Annotated in this window: 21 protein-coding genes and 1 other RNA gene; 11 read left to right on the forward strand and 11 right to left on the reverse strand. The window is 70.1% G+C overall.

All coding sequences use genetic code 11. The features are described 5' to 3' along the window. Window positions 1-42 precede the first annotated feature (42 nt). Both BO221_RS04645 and BO221_RS04650 read left to right on the forward strand, forming a co-directional pair. Window positions 43-1,218 carry a ComEC/Rec2 family competence protein gene (locus tag BO221_RS04645; protein WP_073559049.1) on the forward strand — a complete coding sequence of 392 codons (1,176 nt, stop codon included), beginning with the start codon at window positions 43-45 and terminating at the stop codon, window positions 1,216-1,218. Then, window positions 1,215-1,490 (forward strand): DUF3006 domain-containing protein, encoded by a 276-nt coding sequence (locus BO221_RS04650; RefSeq protein ID WP_073559050.1) that lies wholly within the window; start codon window positions 1,215-1,217, stop codon window positions 1,488-1,490. Before BO221_RS04645 ends, BO221_RS04650 begins: the two co-directional genes overlap by 4 nt. An 8-nt stretch (window positions 1,491-1,498) precedes the next feature. On the opposite strand, the gene BO221_RS04655 is transcribed toward BO221_RS04650, so the two are convergent. Beyond that, a complete protein-coding gene (locus tag BO221_RS04655) occupies window positions 1,499-2,692 on the reverse strand; it encodes an MFS transporter (RefSeq protein WP_083680740.1) in 1,194 nt (397 codons plus the stop codon). Between the two features lie 5 nt (window positions 2,693-2,697). Next, window positions 2,698-4,398, reverse strand: coding sequence for an AgmX/PglI C-terminal domain-containing protein (locus BO221_RS04660; RefSeq protein ID WP_073559051.1), 1,701 nt, complete (start codon window positions 4,396-4,398; stop codon window positions 2,698-2,700). A 144-nt stretch (window positions 4,399-4,542) separates the two neighbouring features. On the opposite strand from BO221_RS04660, the gene BO221_RS04665 reads away from it, so the two are divergent. After that, window positions 4,543-4,833 (forward strand): TIGR02300 family protein, encoded by a 291-nt coding sequence (locus BO221_RS04665; protein WP_073559052.1) that lies wholly within the window; start codon window positions 4,543-4,545, stop codon window positions 4,831-4,833. Window positions 4,834-4,889: 56 nt separating this feature from the next. On the opposite strand, the gene BO221_RS04670 is transcribed toward BO221_RS04665, so the two are convergent. Further along, entirely contained in the window at window positions 4,890-5,069 is a 180-nt protein-coding gene (locus BO221_RS04670; protein ID WP_073559053.1) for a hypothetical protein, read from the reverse strand. A 289-nt stretch (window positions 5,070-5,358) separates the two neighbouring features. Here BO221_RS04670 and BO221_RS04675 point away from each other — a divergent pair, with 289 nt between their 5' ends. From BO221_RS04675 to rnpB, 3 genes are all read left to right on the forward strand, one after another. After that, on the forward strand, window positions 5,359-6,084 hold the full coding sequence (locus tag BO221_RS04675) for a zinc ribbon domain-containing protein (protein ID WP_073559054.1): 726 nt from the start codon (window positions 5,359-5,361) through the stop codon (window positions 6,082-6,084). Between the two features lie 9 nt (window positions 6,085-6,093). Beyond that, a complete protein-coding gene (locus BO221_RS04680) occupies window positions 6,094-6,729 on the forward strand; it encodes a ribonuclease HI family protein (protein ID WP_073559055.1) in 636 nt (211 codons plus the stop codon). A gap of 58 nt (window positions 6,730-6,787) precedes the next feature. Continuing rightward, window positions 6,788-7,179, forward strand: an RNA gene (gene rnpB, locus BO221_RS04685) — RNase P RNA component class A. Between the two features lie 13 nt (window positions 7,180-7,192). On the opposite strand, the gene BO221_RS04690 is transcribed toward rnpB, so the two are convergent. Beyond that, the gene (locus BO221_RS04690; protein ID WP_073559056.1) at window positions 7,193-7,750 is read right to left on the reverse strand and encodes a hypothetical protein; all 558 of its coding nucleotides are present in this window, start codon (window positions 7,748-7,750) and stop codon (window positions 7,193-7,195) included. A 130-nt stretch (window positions 7,751-7,880) separates the two neighbouring features. Between BO221_RS04690 and ftsY the strand changes: the two genes are divergently transcribed. Then, window positions 7,881-9,461 (forward strand): signal recognition particle-docking protein FtsY, encoded by a 1,581-nt coding sequence (ftsY, locus tag BO221_RS04695; RefSeq protein ID WP_073559472.1) that lies wholly within the window; start codon window positions 7,881-7,883, stop codon window positions 9,459-9,461. Window positions 9,462-9,464: 3 nt separating this feature from the next. On the opposite strand, the gene BO221_RS04700 is transcribed toward ftsY, so the two are convergent. Further along, window positions 9,465-11,255, reverse strand: coding sequence for a M1 family aminopeptidase (locus BO221_RS04700; protein WP_233165660.1), 1,791 nt, complete (start codon window positions 11,253-11,255; stop codon window positions 9,465-9,467). 98 nt (window positions 11,256-11,353) lie between these two features. After that, entirely contained in the window at window positions 11,354-11,989 is a 636-nt protein-coding gene (locus BO221_RS04705; RefSeq protein ID WP_073559058.1) for a hypothetical protein, read from the reverse strand. Window positions 11,990-12,072: 83 nt separating this feature from the next. On the opposite strand from BO221_RS04705, the gene BO221_RS04710 reads away from it, so the two are divergent. The 3 genes from BO221_RS04710 to BO221_RS04720 all read left to right on the forward strand — a co-directional run bounded on the left by BO221_RS04710 (window position 12,073) and on the right by BO221_RS04720 (window position 15,357). Next, window positions 12,073-13,647: a HEAT repeat domain-containing protein gene (locus BO221_RS04710; RefSeq protein WP_073559059.1), complete on the forward strand. Its 1,575-nt coding sequence runs from the start codon at window positions 12,073-12,075 to the stop codon at window positions 13,645-13,647. Window positions 13,648-13,676: 29 nt separating this feature from the next. After that, the gene (locus tag BO221_RS04715; protein ID WP_073559060.1) at window positions 13,677-14,861 is read left to right on the forward strand and encodes a DUF6348 family protein; all 1,185 of its coding nucleotides are present in this window, start codon (window positions 13,677-13,679) and stop codon (window positions 14,859-14,861) included. 148 nt (window positions 14,862-15,009) lie between these two features. Then, entirely contained in the window at window positions 15,010-15,357 is a 348-nt protein-coding gene (locus tag BO221_RS04720; protein ID WP_073559061.1) for a DUF4180 domain-containing protein, read from the forward strand. A 3-nt stretch (window positions 15,358-15,360) separates the two neighbouring features. Here the strand turns inward: BO221_RS04720 and BO221_RS04725 are convergent, their stop codons facing one another. Further along, window positions 15,361-16,359, reverse strand: a complete 999-nt coding sequence (locus tag BO221_RS04725) for a PEGA domain-containing protein (protein WP_073559062.1) — start codon at window positions 16,357-16,359, stop codon at window positions 15,361-15,363. Window positions 16,360-16,443: 84 nt separating this feature from the next. Here BO221_RS04725 and BO221_RS04730 point away from each other — a divergent pair, with 84 nt between their 5' ends. Then, entirely contained in the window at window positions 16,444-17,022 is a 579-nt protein-coding gene (locus BO221_RS04730; RefSeq protein WP_073559063.1) for a hypothetical protein, read from the forward strand. A gap of 70 nt (window positions 17,023-17,092) precedes the next feature. Here the strand turns inward: BO221_RS04730 and BO221_RS04735 are convergent, their stop codons facing one another. The 4 genes from BO221_RS04735 to BO221_RS04750 form a co-directional block, all read right to left on the reverse strand. Continuing rightward, a complete protein-coding gene (locus BO221_RS04735) occupies window positions 17,093-18,610 on the reverse strand; it encodes a cellulose synthase family protein (RefSeq protein ID WP_073559064.1) in 1,518 nt (505 codons plus the stop codon). Window positions 18,611-18,840: 230 nt separating this feature from the next. Then, on the reverse strand, window positions 18,841-19,830 hold the full coding sequence (locus tag BO221_RS04740) for a D-alanine--D-alanine ligase (protein WP_073559065.1): 990 nt from the start codon (window positions 19,828-19,830) through the stop codon (window positions 18,841-18,843). 261 nt (window positions 19,831-20,091) lie between these two features. Further along, the gene (locus BO221_RS04745) at window positions 20,092-20,940 is read right to left on the reverse strand and encodes an MBL fold metallo-hydrolase (protein WP_073559066.1); all 849 of its coding nucleotides are present in this window, start codon (window positions 20,938-20,940) and stop codon (window positions 20,092-20,094) included. A 9-nt stretch (window positions 20,941-20,949) separates the two neighbouring features. After that, the gene (locus BO221_RS04750; RefSeq protein WP_073559067.1) at window positions 20,950-22,320 is read right to left on the reverse strand and encodes a cytochrome P450; all 1,371 of its coding nucleotides are present in this window, start codon (window positions 22,318-22,320) and stop codon (window positions 20,950-20,952) included. Window positions 22,321-22,353 lie beyond the last annotated feature (33 nt).

A 22,353-nucleotide genomic window follows, 5' to 3' on the forward strand; every position in this document is an offset into this window, starting at 1 on the left:
CACGCAACGGACCCTGGCCCGTGCTGTAGAGTCCCTCCGCTCATGGCTTTCGCGCGGCTCTTCCTCGTCCTCTTCGCCCTGCTCGCCGCCCTTCCGGGCCGCGCCGCCCCGGCCCCCACGCCTCCTCTCAAGCCCCTCACCGTCTACTTCTTCGACGTGGGCCAGGGAGACGCGGCGCTCATCGTCTCGCCCACGGGCAAGACGGTGCTCATCGACGGCGGCCCTCCCGAGGCCGACGAGGCCCTGGTGCCCCGCCTGCGCCAACTGCTCCGGGAGCCCATCGACCTGGTCATCATGACCCACCCGCACCTGGACCACCTGGGCGGCCTCGTGAAGATCATCCAGGGCGTGGGAGCGAAGCGCTTCATGGACCCGGGCTTCGACCACCCGAGCGAGTCCTACCGCAAGCTGCTGGAGGTGGTGGGTCAGAAGGTGGGCCAGGTGATGACGCCCACGCCCAACCCGAGCGCGCCGGAAACGCTGCTCACCGTGGGCGAGGGCGTGACGCTCACCATCCTCTGGCCGCGGACCCCGCGCGATGCGTTCCTCGACGGCACGCGCTCGGACGTCAACGCCAACTCCATCGTGGCCAAGCTGACGTACGGCAAGACGGCGTTCCTCTTCACGGGAGACGCCGAGCCGGAGACCGAGGCCTTCCTGCTGACCCGGCCCATCGACTTCACCTCCACGGTGCTAAAGGTGGCGCACCACGGGGGCAAGCACTCGTCCACCGCGCCCTTCCTCGCGGCGGTGAAGCCCCAGGCGGCCGTCATCTCCTGCGGCGATGACTACGGGCACCCCACTCCCGAGGCCCTCGAGCGGCTCGGCAAGACGGGGGCGCGCATCTTCCGCACCGACATCCAGGGCGAGGTGCTCGCGGTGAGCAACGGCACCACCGTCACCCTCACCGCACAGAAGGGCCGGAGCGCGCCCGTCGTCGTCACCGGCCAGACGACCGGCCCGGTGGCCAAGGGGCCCATGCCGTCGGGGACCTCGGGCTCCGTGGGATCCACCCGCGACAAGGTCGTGCCCGCCAGCGGAAAGCTCCCGGCTTCCAGCAGCAAGGGGATGCGCTACGTGAGCCTCAAGGGCACCAAGGTGTTCCACAGCGAGGACTGCCGCACGCTCGAGCAGGCGAAGACGAAGGAGCGTACCGTGTACAAGGACCGCGCCTCCGCCGAGCAGGAGCGCCGCCCCGCCAAGGACTGCGACCCATGACGAAGAAGAAGCCGCGGAAACCGCAGCGCACCCGGACGCTGGCCAGCGTGGACCGGTTCGAGGACGGGCTCGCCGTGCTCATCGTGGATGGCCGCAAGCAGACGCGGCGCCGCGAGGAGTTGCCGCCCGGAGTGCGCGAGGGCGACGTGCTGGACCTGGAGACGCTGACGGTGGACGCGGAGGCCACCGAGCGCCTGCGCACCGAGGTCCGCGAGGCCCGGGAGCGGGCCATGAAGGACAAGACGCCGCCGCCCGGAGACTTCGAGCTGTAACTCCGGTTTCAGGCCTCCGCCGGAGGACGCGCGCGAGGCAGCAGCACCACGAGCAGCAGCGCGCTCAGCCCGGCGAGCGCCCCGGCGGTGACGAAGGCGGTGGTGCTGCCCATGCTCGTCCACAGCAGGCCGAAGAGCAGGCCCGCCGCGAGCGACGCGCCTCCCGTCAATCCGTTGTAGAGGCCGAAGGCACGCCCACGGGCCTCGGCGGGCACCAGTGAGGTGAGCAGCGACTTCTCCGCGCCCTCGGCCAGCGCGTGGTACAGCCCGTAGACGCCGATGACGATCATCGTGAGCGTCAAGCCCCGCGCCCACGCGAGCGCCAGGTAGCTCAGCGCGTACAGGGACCAGCCCGTCACCACCAGCCGCGAGGCGCCCAGCCGGTCCGCGAGCCGGCCCGCCGGGAACGACACGGCCGACTTCACCGCCTGCAGCAGCAGCCACGCCAGTGGCAGGAACTCGGGCTGCGCGCCCTCCTCGGTGAGCTTCAGCAGGAGGAAGGCATCGGTGGAGTTGGCCACGCCGAACAGGGTGATGGGCACGAGGTAGTACGCGAGGCGCCGGGGCACCGGAGCGAGCGCGCGGGTGGCACCCGGGGCCGCATCCGGCTCCGGACGCGAGGGCTCGCGCACGAGCAGGATGGCCAGCACCGCGAGCAGTCCGGGCACGGCGGCGACGAAGAACACCTGCTCCACGCGCAGGCCCACGGCCACCAGCACCATCGCGGCGAGCGAGCCCACGGCGGCGCCCGCGTGGTCCATGCCCCGGTGGAAGCCGAAGGCCTGGCCACGGGCTTCAGGAGAGACGGAGTGGGCGATGAGCGCATCGCGCGGGCTGGAGCGCAGGCCCTTGCCCACCCTGTCCAACGCACGGATGACGACGGGGTGCCACGCCAGGGTGACGAAGGCCATCAGCGGGCGCATGAGGCTGGACAACCCATAGCCCAGCAGCACCATCGGCTTGAGGCGGCGCGCCCGGTCCGCCCACACACCGGACTGGTATTTGATGAGGGCGGAGATCAGGTCCGCCACGCCCTCCATGAGGCCCAACAGGACGGGCGCCTGCGCCGGCAACCTCGCGGCGAGGAAGGCCGGCAGCAGCGGGAAGATCATGTCGCTGCTGACGTCCGTCAGCAGGCTCACCACGCCGAGCACCACCACGGTGCGCGGCAGGCGGCCCGTGCCCGCGCGAGGAGTGGCCACTCGCGCTACATGGACTTGCTGAGGACGAGCGGAATCTCGACCTCGACGTCATCCCCCTCGAAGGAGGGGAACACCATGCGGCGGGCGCGGGCCTTGATGCAGTTGCCCATGGGCGAGCCGGTGATGTCGTCGCGGTCGAAGGACACCTTCTTCACCGTGCCGGAGCTGCCCACGGTGGCGGTGAGCAGCAGCTTGCCGTCGCGCAGCTTCGGGTTCTTGCGCAGCGCCTGGTCGATGCAGGACTTGAAGGCCGTCTGCGACTGCTTCACCACGCGGTCGAGCGCCTCCGGGGGCGGGCCGGACTGCTCGGCCGAGTCGGTGGGAGCCACCTCGGTGTTCTCGCGCACCTCGGGGCCCACGTCCTTCTTCTCGCCCTCGCCGTAGAGGGCGGCCACGGCCTTCTGCTCCTCGCCCTGGGGCGGCTGGGCGGCCGGGTCCTGCGGCGTCTCCTCCGGCTTCGCGGCCTCCTCGGTGGGAGCCGGCTTCGCCTCGGCCTTCTTCTCGGGCTTCGCCTCGGTCTTCGGGGCGGGCGTGGGCGCGGGCGGCGGCGGCCTGGTGCGGCCGAGCATCAGCTCCCTCAGCTCGCCGATGCCCTCGGGCGAGAAGACGGACACGGGCTGCTCCACCACCTTCCCCTTGGCATCCACGCGGGTGACGCGCAGCGGCACCACCTGCATCTCCGTGAGCGCGTACAGCACGCCCACCGGCAGCGCCACCAACAGCACGACGAAGAGGGCGATCTTCCAGGCCGGATTGCGCCGGTGCATCCCCGCCTTCTTCACGAAGTACTGGGTGTTCTCCGCTGGCTTGCGCGGCTGCTCCGGCTCCTTGCCCAGGGCGGCGAGGGGGTCCTCCCGCGAGGAGCCCGCCAGCGAGTCCATGCCCAGCTCCCCCCCATCGCCCTGCTCGGACTGGGGGAGGTCCAGGTCGGAGAACAGCTCGCCCAGGGGCGCGCCGTTCATGTCGGAGCTGGCGGAGCCCGTGTCGGGGCTGGCGGCGACGGCGATGTCCGGGTCCTGCTCCCACGGGGTGGAGTCCTGCCGGGCGGAGGCCGCACGGCGTGGCGCGGGCTCGGTCTCCCAGGTCGTCTGCGAGGGCGCGGGCGGGTCCGGCTGCCACGAGGTGGCCGACTGCTCGGCCGGAAAGGGGTCGGGCTCTGGCGCCATGAGGGGCGGCGGCGGCGCGGCCCGTGCGGGGGGAGGAGGCGGCGCGGGCGGCGGGGCCGCGGGCGCGAAGAAACCGGCCAGCTCGGGGATGTCCTGCCCCCGCTTCCAGTCCGGCATGCCCTGCTGCCAGAAGTAGCTGCGCGCCGTGACGGCGCCCGAGGCCACGAGCTCACTCAGGGCGCCCTCGTCCAGGGGGCCCTCCTGCTTGCTCTTCACCATCACGAACCAGGGCGAGCTCGCATCGCGCAGCGGCATGGTCCGGGTGGGCTCGTCCTCCCAGGACATGTTCGCCGCCGCCGCGGGGGCCGGCTGGGCCACGACCGCGGCCGACTCCTCCTCGGCGAGAGAGCGGTCCTGCTCCCGCAGACGCTCCACGTCCGCCAGGGACACGACGCGCGTGCTCTCCTCGGTCTCGGCGGGAGGACCCTCCACGGAGATGACGTTCTGGCAGTTCTTACAGCGGACCTTGACGGTCTTGCCGCGGACCTTGTCGTCCGCGATGGAGTACCGCCGCTGACACTTGTTGCAGGAGAAGTTCAAGGGGGCTGTCCGGCGCGCGCACACAAGGGCGAGCATCTGCGATGCTAGCGCCTATGCCGTAGAGTGCAAACCATCGGGTTGACTCTGCCTGCCGGCCCAACTAAGAGCCGCCTCCCCCTACCCTCTTGACACAGAAGGTGGCGCATGCCCGCGAAGGACCTCGGGAACAAGTACGTCTGCTTCAAATGCAGCACGAAGTTCTATGACATGAAGAAGCCGGACCCCCTGTGCCCGAAGTGTGGCACGGATCAACGGGAGAGCCCGGCCCTCAAGCCCGCCTCCGAGGGCCGGCGCAGCCGTCTGTCCTCCATCCCCAAGGTCATCGAGCCCATCGAGCCCGAGGAACCGGCGGCGGAGAGCGAGGAGGAAGAACTGGCCGAGTTCGAAGACGAGGACGCCGAGGCGGCTCCCGGCGAGGAGGACGAGGAAATCTGAGCCCGGTACGAGGGGGGCTCCGCCACCCGGCGGTGCCCCCTTCGGCTTTCACAGGCTCAGCGCGACTCCGCCGTTCCGTTCGGACGGGAGGAGAGCTGGTGAAGCACCTGACGCAGCTGCTCGTAGCGCACGGGTCCCAGGGCCTGCACGCCCACCGGCCGCCGCGGCGCCTGCCCCTTGTCCCACAGGGAAAGGGCTGCTCCTGGCTTCGAGCTCGGTCGCTTCTTCGGCTGCATGGGTCGTCCCCCGGATTTCATCGACCAGACATGTAGCAGCTTTCCACCAGGACGGAAACTTTTCGCCACATTCTTCCTGGGAGAAGGAGGAAGAGGGCGGGAGGAAGGCCGCTCGGAGCGGCCATGCGGGCGGGCGCCCGGCCCCCGGGAGCGGCGGCGGCATGCACCCGGCCTGCTTGCTCGCAACACGAGGGATGACACTGGATCGATTTGTGCGTTGGACCGTGCAGATCCTTGTTGGTAGAAGGGCGCGGGCCCCGCGGTAGGGCCCCCCATGGAGGCAGCGATTTTGCGGGAGAAACTGAAGGCGCTGGCGGAGCTGCAGAAGGTGGACCTCGAGGTCGCCTCGCTCCGGAAGGCCGCGGACGTGCATCCCCGGCAGTTGGCGGAGCTGGAGCGCGAGCTGGGCGCGGCGCGCAGCGCCATCGAGGCGGAGCGCACCCGGGTGGCCGACATCGAGCGGCAGAAGACGACGCTCGAGCAGAACATCTCGGACGAGAAGGACAAGGTGAAGAAGTGGGAGGCGCGGCTCGCCGAGCAGCGTTCCACCCGCGAATACTCCGCCCTGGCCCGGGAGATCGACATCGCCAAGAAGGCGAACCAGACGATGTCCGACGAGCTGGTGGAGCTCACCAAGACGCTCGGCGCGGCGCGCGAGGCGGTGAAGGCCAAGGAGGCCGAGTTCGCCACCCGCCAGGAGCAGTTGTCCTCGCGGATGACCGAGCTGCGCGGCAAGCAGAGCCAGGCCGAGGGCCAGGTCAAGACGCTCGAGGGCAAGCGCTCCACGGTGGCCTCGGGCGTGGACGCCACGCTGCTGCGCCGCTACGAGACCATCCGCAAGAAGAAGCTGCCGGCGATGGTGGGCGTGGTGGCCGGGACCTGCCAGGGCTGCAACATGAACGTGCCCCCGCAGCTCTACAACAACCTGCGCGTGTCGCTGGGCACGGACATCTGCCCGTCCTGCAACCGCATCATCTACGCTGTCGAGGCGCTCGAGACGCCGGTGGCGAAGTAGCCCCGCGCGATGGCCCCGCCGGATCTCGCAGAGCTCCTCCGCTACATCGGGCGCGAGGAGCCGCTCTCGGGGACGGTGCGGGCCTTTCCAGGCCTCACCCGCGAGGACCTGGGCCGTCTCCTGGAAGCCGCGGCCAGCCAGCTCGCGACTCGTGCGCCCGAACCTCCGGCCGCCGAGCCGCGCCGCCCCTCCCGGACGATCCCTCCCCTGCCCCAGGAGTCACCCGCTCCAGGTGCTATCCCCTCGAGCCTGAAGCTCTTCTCGGACGGGGCCGCCCGGGGCAATCCGGGTCCCGCCGGAGCCGGCGCGGTGCTCGTGGACACCGAGGGACGGGTGGTGGCCCGGCTCGGCAGGTTCCTGGGCACCCAGACGAACAACTACGCCGAGTACATGGGCCTGCTGCTCGGCCTGAAGCACGCCCGGAGCCTGGGGGTGAAGGAGCTGGAGGTACTCGCCGACAGCGAGCTGCTCATCCGCCAGCTCCAGGGGCGCTACCAGGTGAAGAGCCCCACGCTCCGCCCCCTCTATGAGGAGGCCTCGGAGCTGCTCGAGCGGTTCTCCCGGGTGAAGCTCACCCACGTGCCGCGCGAGAAGAACAAGGCGGCCGACGAGATGAGCAACCGGGCCATCGACGAGCGGATGTGAGCCGGAGCGTCCTGCCGGAGTGACCTCGGGCCCTCCTCTGTTGTATGAGGCGTGTGCCGGAGTGGTCCGGGTGAACGCTGGTCACTGCAGGAACGGGTGACGGGAGGAAAGTCCGAGCTCCATAGGGCAGGGTGCTGGCTAACGGCCAGTCGAGGCGACTCGCAGGACAGTGCCACAGAAAACAAACCGCCGGTTCCGCGAGGGGCCGGTAAGGGTGAAACGGTGCGGTAAGAGCGCACCGCGCTCGGGGTGACTCGAGCGGCACGGAAAACCCCACCTGGAGCAAGAGCCAATAGGAGCGCGTCCCCGCAAGGGGACAGGGGTTGCCCGCCCCATGCGTTCGGGTTGCTCGCTGATGAGGCCCCTGGGCAACCAGGGCCCTAGATGAATGTTCACCGCCCATCCCGAAAGGGGTGGGGACAAGACTCGGCTTACAGGGCCACTCCGGTTTTTTTCCCTGTACCTACGGCTGTGCCACGGGCACCTGCGCGAGCAGGATGCGGCTGCGCCCGTCGTTGCGCACCGCGTCTGGATTCTTGAGCTGCAGGCGCGCGTCCGTCTTCGGGTCCCAGAAGCCCATCCAGATGTTGAGGGCGCGGGCGGCGGAGCCGGGAGGGAGCACGATGTTGAACTCGTCCTTCACCGTCTCGCCGGGCTTCCACTGGGTGGTGGGGTAGAGGCCACCGGCCGGCTTGTGGTCGATGTTGAGACGCTCCGCGCGGCCCTCCGCGTCCTCCACGTGGACGAAGATGATGTAGTCCTCCTCCAGGGGCTTGAGGACCTTGAAGTAGGCGGTGACGCGGGCGCCCTCGCCGGGAGCGATGCGGCCGGGCTGCACGGTGGCGGCCACCAATTCCACCTTGTCCTCGAAGTTGGCGCCGTTGCGCACCGAGAGCGGCGGCACCTGCGACACCACGGCCTGGCGCCGCTCATTGGGGCTGGCGCCTCCAGGAGCCTCGACGATGCAGGCGCTGAGGAGGGTGGCGGAACCGAGGAGGGCGAGGAGCGTGGGACGGCGCATGGCCCCCTGTTTCTAGCGGCTTCCTGGCACGGCATCCACCGGCCCGTGGCCCGGGGACGTGTTGGCCGTGTGGCGGGGGCTGAAGATGGGTGGGACTCGCGGCGGCATCTTGAGGTATGCGGTGCGCGTCATGAAGACGCCCACCGCCCTTCCCGTCCTCCTCGCGCAGGCGCCGTCGCCGCAGCCCGCTCCGCTGCCCCAGGAGCCCCCTCGGACGCAGCCCGGGGTACCGGAGACGGGCACGCCCCCGCCGCCCGAGGGCAGCGCCGTGGACACGGTGGTGGGCGTGGGCATCACCGTGCTGCTCGTGGCCCTGATGGTGGCCGCGGCGCGCAAGCTCTTCTTCAAGAAGCGCCCCGAGGAGCCCGGCCGCAAGCCGGTGCCGCCTCCCGCGAAGGAGAAGCCCGAGCTGCCCGCGGAGACTCCGCAACTGCGCGTGGAGCTGCCGCCTGGCGAGGCGGAGCTCGCGAGGCTGCGCGAGGCGGAGGAGATCCACGCCCGTGCCGAGACCCTCGCCCGTCAGCGCGAGGAGGCCACGCGCGCCGCGAAGGCCGCCACGGATGCCACCGAGCGCGCCCGCCTGGAGGCCGAGGTCCGGGCCCTCAAGGAGCGCGAGGAGGAGGAGAAGCGCGCCGAGTACCGCGCGAAGAAGGCGGCGGAGGACGAGGCGAAGGAGCGGCGCAAGCGCGAGCGCGAGGAGGGCGAGCGCCTGGTGGCCGAGCAGAAGGCCCGGGAGGCGGCGGCCGTCGAGGAGGCGCGGCGCGCGGCGGAGGCGGCGGCGCGGGCGAAGATCGAAGCCGAGGCGGGCCAGACGCTGGCGCAGGGCCTGGACAAGACGCGCAACCAGGGCTTCATGGCGCGGCTCAACGGACTGTTCGGCTCCAACCGCAAGGTGGACGAGTCGGTCCTGGCGGAGATGGAGGAGATCCTCTTCACGGCGGACATCGGCGTGCGCACCGCGTCCAACCTGGTGGAGGTGGCGCGCGACAAGCTCAAGCGCAACGAGCTGAGCGACGCCAACCGCATCAAGGACCTCATCCGCGAGGAGGTGACGCGCATCGTGGACCTGCCGGTGCCGCGCACGCTGGAGGGCGGAGGCCCGCCGCACGTGGTGATGGTGGTGGGCGTCAACGGCGCGGGGAAGACGACGACGATCGGCAAGCTGTCGGCGAAGCTGACGGGCCAGGGCAAGAAGGTGCTGCTGGCCGCGGGCGATACGTTCCGCGCGGCGGCCACCGAGCAGCTCGACGTGTGGGCGGACCGGGCGAAGGCGGAGCTGGTGAAGGGGGTGGAGGGCGCGGACCCGAGCTCGGTGGTGTTCGAGGCCATCAAGAAGGGGCGGGAGACGGGCGCCGACGTGGTCATCGCGGACACGGCGGGCCGGCTCCACACCAAGGTGAGCCTGATGGACGAGCTGAAGAAGGTGAAGCGCGTCATCGACAAGGCGCTTCCCGGGGCTCCCCACGAGGTGCTGCTGGTGCTGGACTCCACCAACGGGCAGAACGCCATCCAGCAGGCCAAGCAGTTCCACGAGGCGGTGGGCGTGACGGCCATCGCGCTGACGAAGCTGGACGGCACGGCCAAGGGCGGCGTCATCATCGGCATCGCCGACGAGCTGAAGCTGCCCGTGGTGTGGGTGGGCGTCGGCGAGAAGGTCGCCGACCTGCGCCGCTTCGAGCCCCGCGAGTTCGTCCAGGCGCTGTTCGACTAGCGCCTACTCCTGTCCCTTCATCAGGCCCGGAAGCAGCTCCTCCATGAGCTTGAGCGTCTCCGGGTCCAGCGCCTCCCCATTCATGCCGGCGCCGAGCATGGCGCCCATGTTGGGCTTGCCGAGGTCCTCGTCCCCGTGGGCCTCCTGCCACCAGCGCACGCGCAACTGCTCCAGCGCCTGGGCCTTCGAGGGGCTCGCCTTGGCCAGCTCGCGGGTGAAGCAGTCGCCACACGTCCACTTGAAGCGGTACGCGTCCACGTAGGAGCGCAGGGCCTTGAAGAAGGCCTCGTCCCCCACGAGCTTGCGTGAGGCGTGGTGCAGCAGGGGCGCCTTGCCGTACACCAGCGCGCCGTACTGCATGGAGTCGTCGAACTCGGAGGTGGGCCGGTCCGCCGGGCCGTCCTTGCCGCCCGAGAGCCGGTACAGGTGGTAGGAGCCCACGAGCGTCTCCTCGCGCATCCGGTCCGCCACCGCGCGCCCGTGCTTCCACTCCATGTAGAGCAGCGCCGCGTACTGGGCGAGCGTCTCGTCCACCACCGGCATGTGGATGGGATCCGAGCCCACCAGCGCGGCGAAGTACTGGTGCGCCACCTCGTGGGCCACGGTGAACTCGAGCGTGCGCTCCAGCGACTGGCCCAGCTGCGCGAGCGGTGCCGCGTCCCCGCCCATGGCCTCCAGCAGCTGCTGCATCTGCCCCATGCCCGGCACGCCCTGGAGCACGCTGTTCGGATCCGCCGCCCCACGGTAGAGGGCCGTGCCCACGGTGACGAGGCCGGGGAACTCCATGCCGCCCGCGCCACCGGCCAGCGGGGCCTCCACCACGCGGAAGTACTTGAACGGCAGCGGCCCGAGACGGCGCTCGAACTCGGTGAGCACGTCACTGGTGTACTTCAGCACGCGCTTGCCCACCGCGGCGTCGCGGGCGGCGAAGTGGCTCTCCACGGTGACTCCATTCACCGTGGTGGTGGCGCTCTGGTAGCCGCGCGAGGCGAACACGGGGAAGTCCCGCACCGCGCCCGCCGCGAAGGTGTAGCGGATGCGGCCGTCCTTCTGGGGCAGCTCGCCCATGGGAACGCCCGTGGCGAGCACCTTCCAGCCCGAGGGAACGGTGACGTTGGCGAGCACGTTCGAGGGCTCGTACAGCGCGAGGTCGCCCACGCCCGAGGGACCGGCCCAGGGATTGCCGCTCGTATCGAGGGGAGGCACCAGCGGCACCACGCCCACCAGGCTCATGAAGTCGTCCATGGCGGCGAAGGCGCCGTAGTCCCCGCCCCCCTCCGACGAGCCGAGCGAACCCAGCAGAGACGTGGAGCCGGGCTGCGCACGCGGCACCCGTGCCTCCAGGTCCAGGTCCACCACCACCGAACCGCCCGGAGCCACGGGGCTGGCCAGAGGCAGGCGGTAGAGACCGTCCTCGGGACGCTCCGGCTTCACCGGCTTCCCGTCCACCTTCACCTCGGAGAGCTCCACGCGCGGCTCGAAGGCATTGGGGGTGACGCGAAGGTGAACGGCGTCCAGCGGACGGTTGCGCACGAACAACTGCACGCGCAGATGTCCCTTCACCTTGCGCGTCTTGGGATCCACCTCGAGCTGGACTTGATAGCGGGGCAGGTTCTCCAGGGGTCCGAGCGCCTGTGCGACACGGGCCTTCTCCTCGGATTTGAGGTGCTGGAGGGAGAACTGCACCTCGGGCGGGACGAAGTCCCCGGCGGGAGCAACCCCGGGCACGAGCAGCAGAGCCAGCAGCGGCCAGCGACGCAGGTAGGCGAGCATGAAACAGATGTTACACCGCATGGTCCTCCCTCTCCCCTCGGGAGAGGGCCGGGGTGAGGGTATCTGTCACAGCGCTCCACCCGTGAACACTCCGGGCCCCTGTTTCCCACCCGTGGCCCTCACGGCTTCACGCGCTTCAACTTCCCGCGGCGCTTGCGCCGCTCCAGCCGGCTCGATTCCGAGGGGGACTCCATCCGCGGCAACCCCAGCGCCCGGCGGCCGTCTTCCTCGAGCCGCTCCCGCAGCAGGAAGAACTCCTCGGGCCCCCAGAGATGCCCGTCCTGTGTGTCCACCTGCACGGACAGCGAGGCGGGAATGTAACCGTGCTCATCCATGTCCGGGGAGTAGGCCTGGAACACCCGGAACATCGGCGTGCTCCACGAAACGTTGAGACGCACCGGCTCGAATCGGAAGGAACGAAACGTCCGGTGGCCAGAGATGCGCTCGCGCAATTCCCTCTCGGCAATCGCCAGGGACTCCTCCACGGAGAGCCGGGGCGTCCGGTATCTCCCTGGCACGAGATAACCATTCGCCCCCGTCTGCCGCAGCCGCGCGAGCAGCGCGTAGGCCTCCCCGATGGAGAGCTCCACGCCCGCGAAGCGAGGCCGTTCCCGTTCCTCCTCGGAGAGAGACCCACCGAGCTCCAGCCGCTCGCGCAACCACGGCTCCACGGTCGGGGGCAGCACCTCGAGAAACCGAGGCATCCCAGCCGGGTCCGGGAATCCATCGAGCTGCACATGGTAGAAAGTGAGCACGTGACGAGCCTACCCCGGTGCTCCCCAGGGTGCGTTCCCCACCCCCGTCAGCGCGGTCACGCCGCGCACGTCCTGGAGTCACCATGACAAACCTCTCGACCCGTGCCCGGGCGCTGCTGGAGGCACTGTCCGCGTGGGGACCCCACCACGAGTCCCTGCTGCCAACACTCGGCGCGCAGAACGAGCCGACCCTGGTGCTTCCCCTCTTCCGGAAGCTGTTCTCCGCGTCGGAAGACAAGGCCCGCTCGCTCGCCATCGCGCTGCACCACCTCCTCTCCCACCTGGGCCCGGAGGACGTGCGCGGCCTGGACGAGGCGTTGCGCCAGGTCAGCTTCTACGAGACGGACTACATCGGCCTCGGCCCCCAGGATCTCAAACCCTACGCGGCGCTGTCCCCCTCGGTGGCGACGCTGCTCACGAGCCACCCGAGTGGCTACATGCGGCAGGCCGCCCTCCTCCACCTGCTCCGGAGCGGGAACGTGGCCGCGTGGCCCTTCCTCCTCCTGCGCCTCAACGACTGGGTCCTCCCGGTGCGCGAGGCGGCGCTCGAGGCCGCGACGGCCGCGCTCCCCCGAGTCCCGCTGGAACTGCTGGCCCGGCACTTCCCGCTGGTGGAGGCGCTGCGCCACTTCAAGCGCGCGGACCACCAGCCCTTCGTGGAAGCGGTGATGGCGAGGCTGTGCCAGCCGGACGCACTCGCGTGGCTGGAGAAGCACCTCGATGCATTGAAGTGGCACTCGCGCCGGACGGCGGTCCGGCTGCTGCTGAAGGGCCCCGAGGAGATGGCCCGGCGTGCCGCCGAGCGCGGCCTGGACGACACGGACCCGGTGGTGCGGCGGCTCGTGGTGGAGCGGGTGGAGCACCTCTTCTCCGAGGAAACCCTCCCGTGGGTACTGGCGCGCATGGAGCGCTCCCACTCCATGTTCATCCGGCGCGAGGCCTACTCCATCTACGTGCGGCGGCTTCCCACGCTCGGCGAGGCGAAGATCCGCGAGGCGTTGACGGACCCCCACCACGCCATCCGCGACTACGCCCAGCGCAGGCTCTCCGGCTCCGTGGAACTATCCGGGCTGTACCGGGCGGCGCTCCGCGAGACGCCCACGCGGCCCGGAGCGCTCGCCGGGCTGGGGGAGACGGGCAACGCCTCGGATGTGCCATTGCTGGCGCCCTTCCTCGCCCACCCGCGCGTGGCGGTGCGGCGCGAGGCCGTCACGGCGTTGGGCCGGCTGGCGGGTGACAGCGAGGTGGAGGCCCTGCGCGAGCTCTTCCTCGACCCGGCGCCGAGCGTCTGCCGGGCCGCGGCCCTGGCCCTGGCCTCGCGCGCGGGACGCGTCACCCCCGGCTGGCTGCGCCGGTGCCTCTTGCTGCCGGGGCTCGCCCCTCACACCCTCCGGCAGGCCATCCAGCTCATCGACGCCCTGCCCCGCTTCGAGGCCCTCCACCTCCTGCTCGAGGCCATCGGCCTCCCGGACGACCTGGCGCGGGCGCGGGTCCAGGCGCGACTCAGGCACTGGCTGGATGCGTCCTTCCGGAGCTTCTCCGCCAGTCCCTCGGCCGCGCAGGTCCGCGTGCTGAGGGATGCCGTGCGCACGGCCCGGCACCTCGACCCCGAGCTGGCGCGGCAACTGGACCACCAGCTGCGCGCCTACGAGCCCTGAGGGGCATTGGACCTCCCAGGAGAACAATCATGAACGCGTCCCCCGCCCTCGAGCCCCTGCGCGAGCTGTTGCAACTCCATGACGTGACCTGCCTGGAGGAGGGCCAGTGGCTGCGCCTGGGCCCTTCAGGCCCACGGGCCCAGGCGTGGTTCGTGAACGCGCAGACCCACCCGAAGCACTGCTCCGTGCAGCTCGATGTGGTGCTCGAGCCGTGGACGGGGCGGGTGCTCATCGAGTCCTTTGCGGGCTTCGGCGAGACGGCGCAGGAGGCCGAACGGGATGCGTTCGAAAACCTCGCGCGCTGCTCGCTCCACGTCCTCCTGGGTGCGTTCGTCCGGACTCCCGATGAACACGTGACGCTCGCGGAGTGGGAAATCTCCGGAGTGCGCCGGCGGGTCATCCTCGGGAACATCCAGGGCCGGGGCGCACAGCCCTCCGCGGAGGCCACGCGCACCTGGTTCCAGGAGCTCGAGCGCGCACTCGCGACCCTGCCGCTGGTCTCCGGCACCCACTGGGTGCGCGTCTATTACGCCCAGCAGTCGTCGCGGCCCATGACGCTCGAGGTCCTCCTCGACAACGAGGAGTGGCCCGAGCTGAAGGAGGCACTCGGGAAGGCCCCCTGGCCGCGCGCTCCCCACTTCTTCAGCCAGCGGCTGTTCCTGGTGCTCCAGGGTGGTGTGGACGTGAGCCGGGCGGTGGCCGCCTTCGTCGACCCTCCCAACCGCGACGATGAACTCATCGACGAGGAGCTTCGGGCCCAGGGAGCCACGCCGCTGGAGGCGGAGAAGCTGGTGGCCTACCTCCCCCTGGCCTTCGCACAGGTGCTGATGCACGACATGGGGCCCCGCTTCGCCAACATGGCCCTCTTCGTCACCGACGGCTCGCGCCACGAGCGGCCGGTGTTCCTGCCCGAGGATCCCCTGTGGCGGGAAGCCCTCCGGCTCGCGGAGAAGGCGCTCGTGGATCGCTCGCTGACGGGCGAGCAGTTCAACGAGATCGCCCTGCGCAGCGCCACCGCCCATGTCCTCAACAACGCGCTGAAGGCGGGCTCGAAGCCCGAGGATCTCGTCTTCACCCCGGCACTCATCACGTTGTCGGACGAGGCAGCGGCGGAGCTGCACAACCAGGTGCCGGCGATCCGGAGCCCGGCCCCGGCCCCACCTCCGCCTGGCCCGCCCGCCCCACCCCGGAAACCGTGGTGGAAGTTCTGGTGAGGCGGGGCGGACCTGCCTCAGCGGCTCACGGGCAGCCGGAGCTGACCCGACTGCACGCGGTAGCGGCCCACGCTGTCCGCCACCCAGAGCGGGATGTCGATGGACGGGGCGCCGCCTTGCGCCAGACTCGTAGCCGACAGGAGAAACCATGAGCGAAGAACAAGAACGCGGCGTCCTCGTTGCCTCCGAAGCGGGCCTCTCCATCCGTTCCGTCCGGGACGTGACCGATGCCATCGGCGCATGCTTCGGGGCGGAGGGAATCCTCTTCACCGAGGAGGACCTCGCTCCGGAGTTCTTCAACCTTCGCACCGGGTTGGCGGGCGAGTTCCTACAGAAGTTCGTGAACTACCGCCTGCGCGTGGCGCTCGTCGTCCCCCACCCGGAAGCCCACGGTGAGCGCTTCAAGGAACTCGCCTACGAACATCGCACACACCCGCTGGTGCGATTCGTCCGTTCCCGGGAGGAAGGCGAAGCCTGGCTGCGCGCTCGAGCGTGAGCCTCAGAACTGGAACAACCCGCCCCCAGCGGGGCGGTTGATGACGCCATCGCAGGTGGTACCGCAGACCTTGTTGGGGTCCAGGGGCTGCTGCGAGGTGGCCATCACCGTGCCGACGGCGGCGGCGGTGACCACGGCGCCCACGCCGGCCCAGAAGTACCAGCGGCTGGTGAGCGGGCTCGCCGAGGCGACGGCCGGAGCCGGCTGCGGGGTCAGCGGCGAGGGGTCCGAGAGGGACGGCGTGAGATTCGCAGCCTTCGGCTTGTCGGACTGCGCGAGCGCCTCGGGACGCAGGTTGACGGAGACGGTGTACTCCTTGCCGGCGCGAACGGCGATGCGCTGCGACTCGGAACGGAAGCCGTCACGCTGGACGACGATCTCGTAGGAGCCGGCCGGAAGCATGAGGCTGTCGAGCGGGGCCACGCCCTTGTCATCGCCGTTGATGAGAACGCGGGCGCCCTCGACATCGGCCTTCACGGAGACGAAGCCCGAGGTGGGCTCGAGCAGCGCGGTCACCTCGGTGAGCTCACCCTCCTTGGCGGTGATGCGGCGGGAGAAGTCGCGGTAGCCGGTCTTGCGCACGGCGACGACATGGTCACCGGGGTCCACCTCGATGGGGCCCTTGGGCATCGCCCCCAGCTCCTGCTCATTCAGGAAGAAGCGCGCCCCGCGGGCGGAGGTGCCGCCCAGCTTCACGAGCAGCTCGGTCTTCTTGACGAGGGGCGCGAGGAGATCAGACCCCTCGGCCTGCGCGTCCGCCTGTTCTTCCGGCTCCACGGCCTTGGCGCCCTTGCCCTTCTTGCCCTTGGCCCCCTTGGCGGCCTTCGGGGCCTTCTTCTTCGTGTCCTTGGGCGTGCGGCGCTGGGTCGTCTTCCCCTTGCCCTTCTTCGCGGACGAGGAGGGCGCCAGGGGCGCGAGGAGATCATCCATCCCCTGCGCGTAGGAGGACGGCGCGGCGAGGCACAGGAGCAACGCGATCAGGGAGGCGCGGCGCAGGAGCATGGCGGGTACAAAGGTTAGAGAGTCACGGGAAAGGGGTCAAACAGGAGCCCACCTCGGAGGCGGGTTGAGGGAAGATCCGCTCCCATGTCCCGAAAGATCATGTGGATCGCAGCGGGTGGCCTCGCGGCCGCCCTCACGGCCTGCCCGGCCCGGACCCCAGGCCAGCCCCCGGCGCCTCCCCCCATCCAGGTCCCCCCTGGGTGCGAAAAGAACCAGGCAGGCGAGTACCACCACACGGAGAACCCCGCGTTCCGCTACGTGGGCGAGGATGACGGGAGCACGCTGACGTTGACGCTGGCGCGCACCCGGCAGGGCCTGGAAGCCCAGGCGGATGGGGGCACCACGGTGAGCATCGTGCTGAACCGCACGTCGGACGGCTTCGTGGGCGAGACGCGCTCCACCACGTTCACCACCGGGGGCGCGGCATGCCCGATGCGCTTCCCGACACGGGCGGTGGTGTGTGACGAAAAGGGCCTGACTCTGCGTTCGATCGCGTCCACGGCCATCGACGAGGACTGCCGCCCGGCGCCCAGCGGTCCGCAGCCGGTGTGGAAGGACCAGCGGCTGCTGAGGGCCGCACCCGATGCGGGGACTCCGGACGCGGGAGTCCCGGATGCGGGGACCACACCCACGGCCGGAGACGGCGGCACGTCCGGGCGCTGAGAGACCCGAGGGAACCCCCTCTCCCCCTGGGAGAGGGTCGGGGTGAGGGTCTTCCCCACCCCGGTTCCCACTACGCGGCGCGGCGGGTCTGCTCCTCGGACACCGGCATGGGAGCGGGAGCGGACTCGGTGACCTTCAGGCGGCCCTCCAGGAGGCTGGAGAGGCCGACGTAGGCGAAGCCGGCGAGGAACAGGAAGATGAAGGGCACCGAGCCCCAGATGCGCTTGTCGATGGCGAACCAGAGCGCGCCCAGGAAGTAGGTGGCGAAGCCGAGCTCGATGAGGGGCAGCAGGGTCTTGCTGCCGCGGTAGCTCTTCTTGATGGCGGTGATCTTCTTGCCCTCGGCGCCGGTCTTCGGGGTGCGGGCGAAGGCGGACTGCTGGCCCAGGAGCGCCTCGATGACGGCCTTGGCGTTGCTGATGGCCATGCCGATGCCCAGGCTCATGATGAAGGGCAGGTACTTGAAGCGGTCCCACCCCTTGGCGCCCTGCTCGCGCTGGGCGGCCACGTAGAAGACGCAGACGCTGGCGGTGGCGCTGATGAAGAAGGGCAGGTCCAGGAAGAGCGTGCCGTACAGGCCGTGCTGGAAGCGCACCACCATGGACAGCGGCATGAGCGCGCTGAGCAGCACCATCAACAGGTAGGCCATGTTGTTGGTGAGGTGGAAGAAGGCCTCGCGCTTGACGGCGAAGGGCAGGTCGCTCTTGAGGATCATCGGCAGCAGCTTGCGCGCCGTCTGGATGGAGCCCTTGGCCCAGCGGTGCTGCTGGCTCTTGAAGGCGTTCATGTCCACCGGCAGCTCGGCCGGGGAGATGACCTCGGGCAGGAAGATGAACTGCCAGCCCTTCACCTGGGCGCGGTAGCTCAGGTCCAGGTCCTCGGTGAGCGTGTCGTGCTGCCAGCCGCCCGCGTCGGAGATGGTGATGCGGCGCCAGATGCCGGCGGTGCCGTTGAAGTTGAAGAAGCAGCCGGCGCGGTTGCGCGCGGTGTGCTCGATGATGAAGTGGCCGTCCAGGAAGATGCTCTGGGCCTGGGTGAGGATGGAGAACTCACGGTTGAGGTGGCCCCAGCGCACCTGCACCATGCCCACCTTGGAGTCGGCGAAGAAGGGCACCGTGCGCAGCAGGAAGTCCGGGCTGGGCACGAAGTCCGCGTCGAACACGGCGATGTACTCGCCGGTGGCCGTCTTCAGGCCGTTCTCCAGCGCGCCCGCCTTGAAGCCCGAGCGGTTCTCGCGGTGGATGTAGACGATGTCGTGGCCCTTCTGCCGGTGGCGCTCCACGCAGGCGCGGGCGATGCCACACGTCTCGTCCGTGGAGTCGTCCAGGACCTGGATCTCCAGCAGCTCGCGCGGGTAGTCGATGCGGCACACCGACTCCACCAGGCGCTCCACCACGTACATCTCGTTGAAGATGGGCAGCTGAATGGTGACCCGCGGCATCGCCGGAAGCACGCCCTTGGGCGTGGGCAGCCTGAACTTGTGGCGGTAGTACAGATACGCCATCCGGTAGCGGTGCGATCCGTAGACCGCGAGCACGCACAGGACGCTGAAGTACACGCCCAAGAAGATGATCTCGACGGTGGTCATCTGACCTGGCCCCTCCCGCGGGTGAAGTCGCCGCGGTCCTTACGCTGCTCGGCGGAGTTTGAAAGACCGACCCGCGCAGACCGCCGCACTCGGTCCCTCGGGGCCCCCCGCCACGTATGTGCCCGGAAAGACAAGGGTTTGTCTTTACCGGTTCACAACGAGCGCCGGACAATAGGGACGCGTCAAGTGACTGTCAAATGGTTGTCTGGCGCCACACGCGGAGTGGGGCCTCAACTGGCGGCGCGCTGGGCCACCGCGACGGGCGCGGCGGAGGGCGGTTCCGGGGCCAGCGGAGCCTCGGTCACGTCCACCTCGTCGTGCGTGGCGAGCGACAGGATGCGCTCCACCAGCGCGGGGAAGTCGAGCCCCTTTTGGGCCGCAATCTTCGGCAGGAGGCTCGCGGGAGTCATGCCGGGCAGCGTGTTCACCTCGAGGATGACGTCGTTCTCATCCTCCGAGCAGATGAGATCCACCCGGCCGTAGCCGCGGCAGCCCAGGGCGCGGTAGGCGGCGAGCGCGAGCGACTCCACGTTGGCCACGCGCGTGGGGGACAGGCGCGCGGGGAGGAAGTAGCGCGAGCCGCCCTTGTACTTGGCGTCGTAGTCGAAGCCCTCGCGCGGGGTGGCGATCTCGCAGGTGCCGAGCACCTCCTCGCCGAGGATGCCCACGGTCACCTCGCGGCCGCGCGCCATGCGCTCCACGAGGGCCTCGCCGCCGAAGCGGCAGGCCTGGGCCACGGCGGCGGCGAGCGCCTCGGGCTCACGCACCACGGAGAGGCCCAGGGAGGAGCCACCACACGCGGGCTTCACCACGCAGGGGAAGCCGAGGTCACCGTGGATCTCCAGGGCGCGGGGGACGTCGGCGCGGCCGAGGCGGTAGCCCATGGGGGTGGGGAGGTTGTGCAGGCGGAAGAGCTTCTTGGCCATGGGCTTGTTCATGGCCAGCGCGGAGGCCAGCACGCCCGAGCCGGTGTAGGGCAGCCCCATGAGCTCCAGGAGGCCCTGCACCTTGCCGTCCTCGCCCATGCGGCCGTGGAGGGCGAGGAAGGCCACGTCGAGCTCGGCCGAGCGCAGGGCGCGGTCCAGCCCGGGGCCGGCGAAGATGCGGCTCACCGTGTGGCCGCGAGACTCGAGGGCCGCCACCACCGCCTCACCCGTCTTCAACGAAATCTCCCGCTCCTCGCCCCAACCCCCCATCAGAACACCGACGCGCTTGCCCATGACTTTGGATTCCTCCTTGTCAGGGGGCTAGAGCACGCGGGATGCCAACGGGGCGTGAGTGCGCGCGTGCTCGCCCGGCTGCTCGAAAGTGCCGTCTTCCCGGGCACTTCGGGACACGGAGAGCAGAGACCCACACGGAGCGAGCGTGTCCGGAAGACCACGGCGTGGCCCTCGAACCACGCCGACCCACCCCACGCGCCCTCCCCTCTCCCCCCGGGAGAGGGACGGGGTGAGGGTATCCGGGCCCGTCCTCCCCGCTGTTCACCCGAACCAGCGTCCCGAGGTGGGAGCGAAAATACGGAGCCTCTCGCGCAGACCCTCGGGGGCACGAGCCTGAATCACGGCGTGAACTTCATCAGGGCTGTAGGCCTGGCTGAAGTGCATCAGCACCAGGGCCTCGTTCTGGAAGCTCTCGGCCCGCGCGAGGATCTCATCCAGGTGGATGTGCAGGCGCTCCTGCGCATCCTGCACCGTGCGCTTGGAGTCGATGAACGTGCACTCCAGGATGAGCACCCGGCAGTCGAGCAGCGAGGGAGCGGTCTCCAGCACGTGCGAGAGCGTGTCGGTGGCATAGGCCAGCTCCAGCCGATCCATCTCGTCGAAGAGCGGCTCCCCGGCCTGGCGCCGCCGGCCGATCTCCGCGGGGGGCAGGCTCTGGAACTCGGGCTTGAGCTTCGAGACGCGGCGGAAGAACTGGTAGCAGAGCGAGGGCACCTTGTGGTGCGTGCGGAAGGCGCGCACCCACAGCCCGTGCCCGAGGTGATGCGTGTCCCCCGGGTGCATCGGCACGGTCTCGATGTCGGTCTCGGTCCGGTGCAGCCGGCCCTGAACCGCGAGGGCCTCGCGCACGGGCGCTTCGATCTCCGCGGGCAGGAACACCTGCGGAGGTGGCTTGCCGATGAGCGTGCGGATGCCGAGCAGAGACCCGAGGGCGCTCGCGTGGTCGGAGTGGCCGTGGCTCAGGAAGATGCGGTCCGTCCCGGCGAAGGAGCGGATGGGCACTCCGGCATCGAGCACCACGCCGAGCTCCGGCACCTGCAGCGACGTGTACACGCCGCCGACCGAAATGCCTCGAATCGTATAGGGCCCCGCGCTGACCTCGGTGAGCATCCCGGGAAGCTAACCGCTGGCCGTAACAGGCTCCAGCAACATGGGCAGACCGCCCTTGGGCCGCAGCGCCACCAGCGGCTCCAGCTCGACAGTCCGCCCGGGCACGAGCCGCGGCCGGAAGCGCCGCAGCACGCCCGCGAGCACCAGCACCATCTCCATCATCGCGAAGTGGCTGCCGATACAGTGACGCTGGCCCGCCCCGAACGGCAGGTACACCCACTTCGGCCGCTCCGCCGCGCGCTCGGGCGAGAAGCGCTCCGGGTCGAACCGCTCTGGATCCGGCCAGAACCGGGGCTGGCGGTGAATCACATAGGGCGACACGGCCACGATGAGGCGCGGATCCGCCGGAATGCGGATGCCATCCAGCACATCATCCTCCCGCGCCTGCCGCACCATGACCCAGGCCGGCGGATACAGGCGCATGCTCTCCTCGAGCACCTGCGCGAGGTAGCGCAGCTTCGGAATGTCCTCGGGCCCGGCCGCACGCTCCCCGAGCACCTCGGCCACCTCGCTCCGCGCCCGCTGCTCCACCTCCGGGTGCTGGGACAGCAGGTACCACGCCCACGTCAGCGCGTTGGCCGTCGTCTCATAGCCGGCGATGAAGAGCGTCATCAGCTCGTCGCGCAATTGCGCGTCCGTCATCCGCTCGCCGGTCTCCGCGTCCTGCGCCTCCATCAACATCGCCAGCAGATCCTGCCCCTGCGTCTCTCCCCGGCGGCGCCGCGCGATGATGTCGAAGACGACCGAGTCGAGCGTCTGGCGCGCCCGGAGGAACGCGCGGTTGCCTGGCGTGGGCAGGGAGAGCGGCAACGGAAACAGAGAGAGCACCCGCTCGTTCACCACCTGCTGTCCCACCGTCAGCGAGGGCAGGACACGGTCCGCCTCGCCCAGCACCTGCGTGGAGAAGAGCGCCCGGCTCGCGATGGAGAGCGTCGTGCGCGCCATCTCGTCCGCCATCTCCACCGGAGCGGAGGTGTCGGAGCGCGCCTTCCACCGCTCCACCATCCGCTCCACCTCTTCCCCCATCATCCCCACCATCCGCATCAGCCGCTCGCGATGGAAGGCGGGCTGCGCGAGCCGCCGCTGCCTCATCCAGAACGGGCCCTCGCTCGTCAGCAGGCCATTGCCCAGCATGGTGCTCAACCGCTGCGCGCCCGAGCCCTTCGAGTACCGGCCCACGTTCTCCACCAGCACGTGCCGCACGTGCTCCGGGTTCACCAGCGACAGCACCCGGTTCACGGGCCCCATCCGCCACTGCACCACGTCGCCGTACTCGCGGTGCATCCGCACGAGGAACCCGAGTGACTCCCCGCGCCGCTCACGCAAACTCCCCCAGAACCAGTGGCCCTTCGGCCCCGGGGCCTCTCGCGTTGCCGTCATCACATGCGCCTCCTACTCCGCGTGAGAGCCGCG

Source organism: Archangium sp. Cb G35 (assembly GCF_001896145.1).
GTDB lineage: Bacteria > Myxococcota > Myxococcia > Myxococcales > Myxococcaceae > Archangium > Archangium violaceum.

Coding starts and splice junctions, on each gene's coding strand:
- BO221_RS04725 (WP_073559062.1), bottom strand. CDS start 16,359: ATGCTCCTGCGCCGCGCCTCCCTGATCGCGTTGCTCCTGTGCCTCGCC.
- BO221_RS04700 (WP_233165660.1), bottom strand. CDS start 11,255: ATGCGGTGTAACATCTGTTTCATGCTCGCCTACCTGCGTCGCTGGCCG.
- BO221_RS04720 (WP_073559061.1), top strand. CDS start 15,010: ATGAGCGAAGAACAAGAACGCGGCGTCCTCGTTGCCTCCGAAGCGGGC.
- BO221_RS04745 (WP_073559066.1), bottom strand. CDS start 20,940: ATGCTCACCGAGGTCAGCGCGGGGCCCTATACGATTCGAGGCATTTCG.
- BO221_RS04690 (WP_073559056.1), bottom strand. CDS start 7,750: ATGCGCCGTCCCACGCTCCTCGCCCTCCTCGGTTCCGCCACCCTCCTC.
- ftsY (WP_073559472.1), top strand. CDS start 7,881: ATGAAGACGCCCACCGCCCTTCCCGTCCTCCTCGCGCAGGCGCCGTCG.
- BO221_RS04730 (WP_073559063.1), top strand. CDS start 16,444: ATGTCCCGAAAGATCATGTGGATCGCAGCGGGTGGCCTCGCGGCCGCC.
- BO221_RS04670 (WP_073559053.1), bottom strand. CDS start 5,069: ATGCAGCCGAAGAAGCGACCGAGCTCGAAGCCAGGAGCAGCCCTTTCC.
- BO221_RS04650 (WP_073559050.1), top strand. CDS start 1,215: ATGACGAAGAAGAAGCCGCGGAAACCGCAGCGCACCCGGACGCTGGCC.
- BO221_RS04715 (WP_073559060.1), top strand. CDS start 13,677: ATGAACGCGTCCCCCGCCCTCGAGCCCCTGCGCGAGCTGTTGCAACTC.
- BO221_RS04740 (WP_073559065.1), bottom strand. CDS start 19,830: ATGGGCAAGCGCGTCGGTGTTCTGATGGGGGGTTGGGGCGAGGAGCGG.
- BO221_RS04665 (WP_073559052.1), top strand. CDS start 4,543: ATGCCCGCGAAGGACCTCGGGAACAAGTACGTCTGCTTCAAATGCAGC.
- BO221_RS04750 (WP_073559067.1), bottom strand. CDS start 22,320: ATGACGGCAACGCGAGAGGCCCCGGGGCCGAAGGGCCACTGGTTCTGG.
- BO221_RS04735 (WP_073559064.1), bottom strand. CDS start 18,610: ATGACCACCGTCGAGATCATCTTCTTGGGCGTGTACTTCAGCGTCCTG.
- BO221_RS04680 (WP_073559055.1), top strand. CDS start 6,094: ATGGCCCCGCCGGATCTCGCAGAGCTCCTCCGCTACATCGGGCGCGAG.
- BO221_RS04710 (WP_073559059.1), top strand. CDS start 12,073: ATGACAAACCTCTCGACCCGTGCCCGGGCGCTGCTGGAGGCACTGTCC.
- BO221_RS04645 (WP_073559049.1), top strand. CDS start 43: ATGGCTTTCGCGCGGCTCTTCCTCGTCCTCTTCGCCCTGCTCGCCGCC.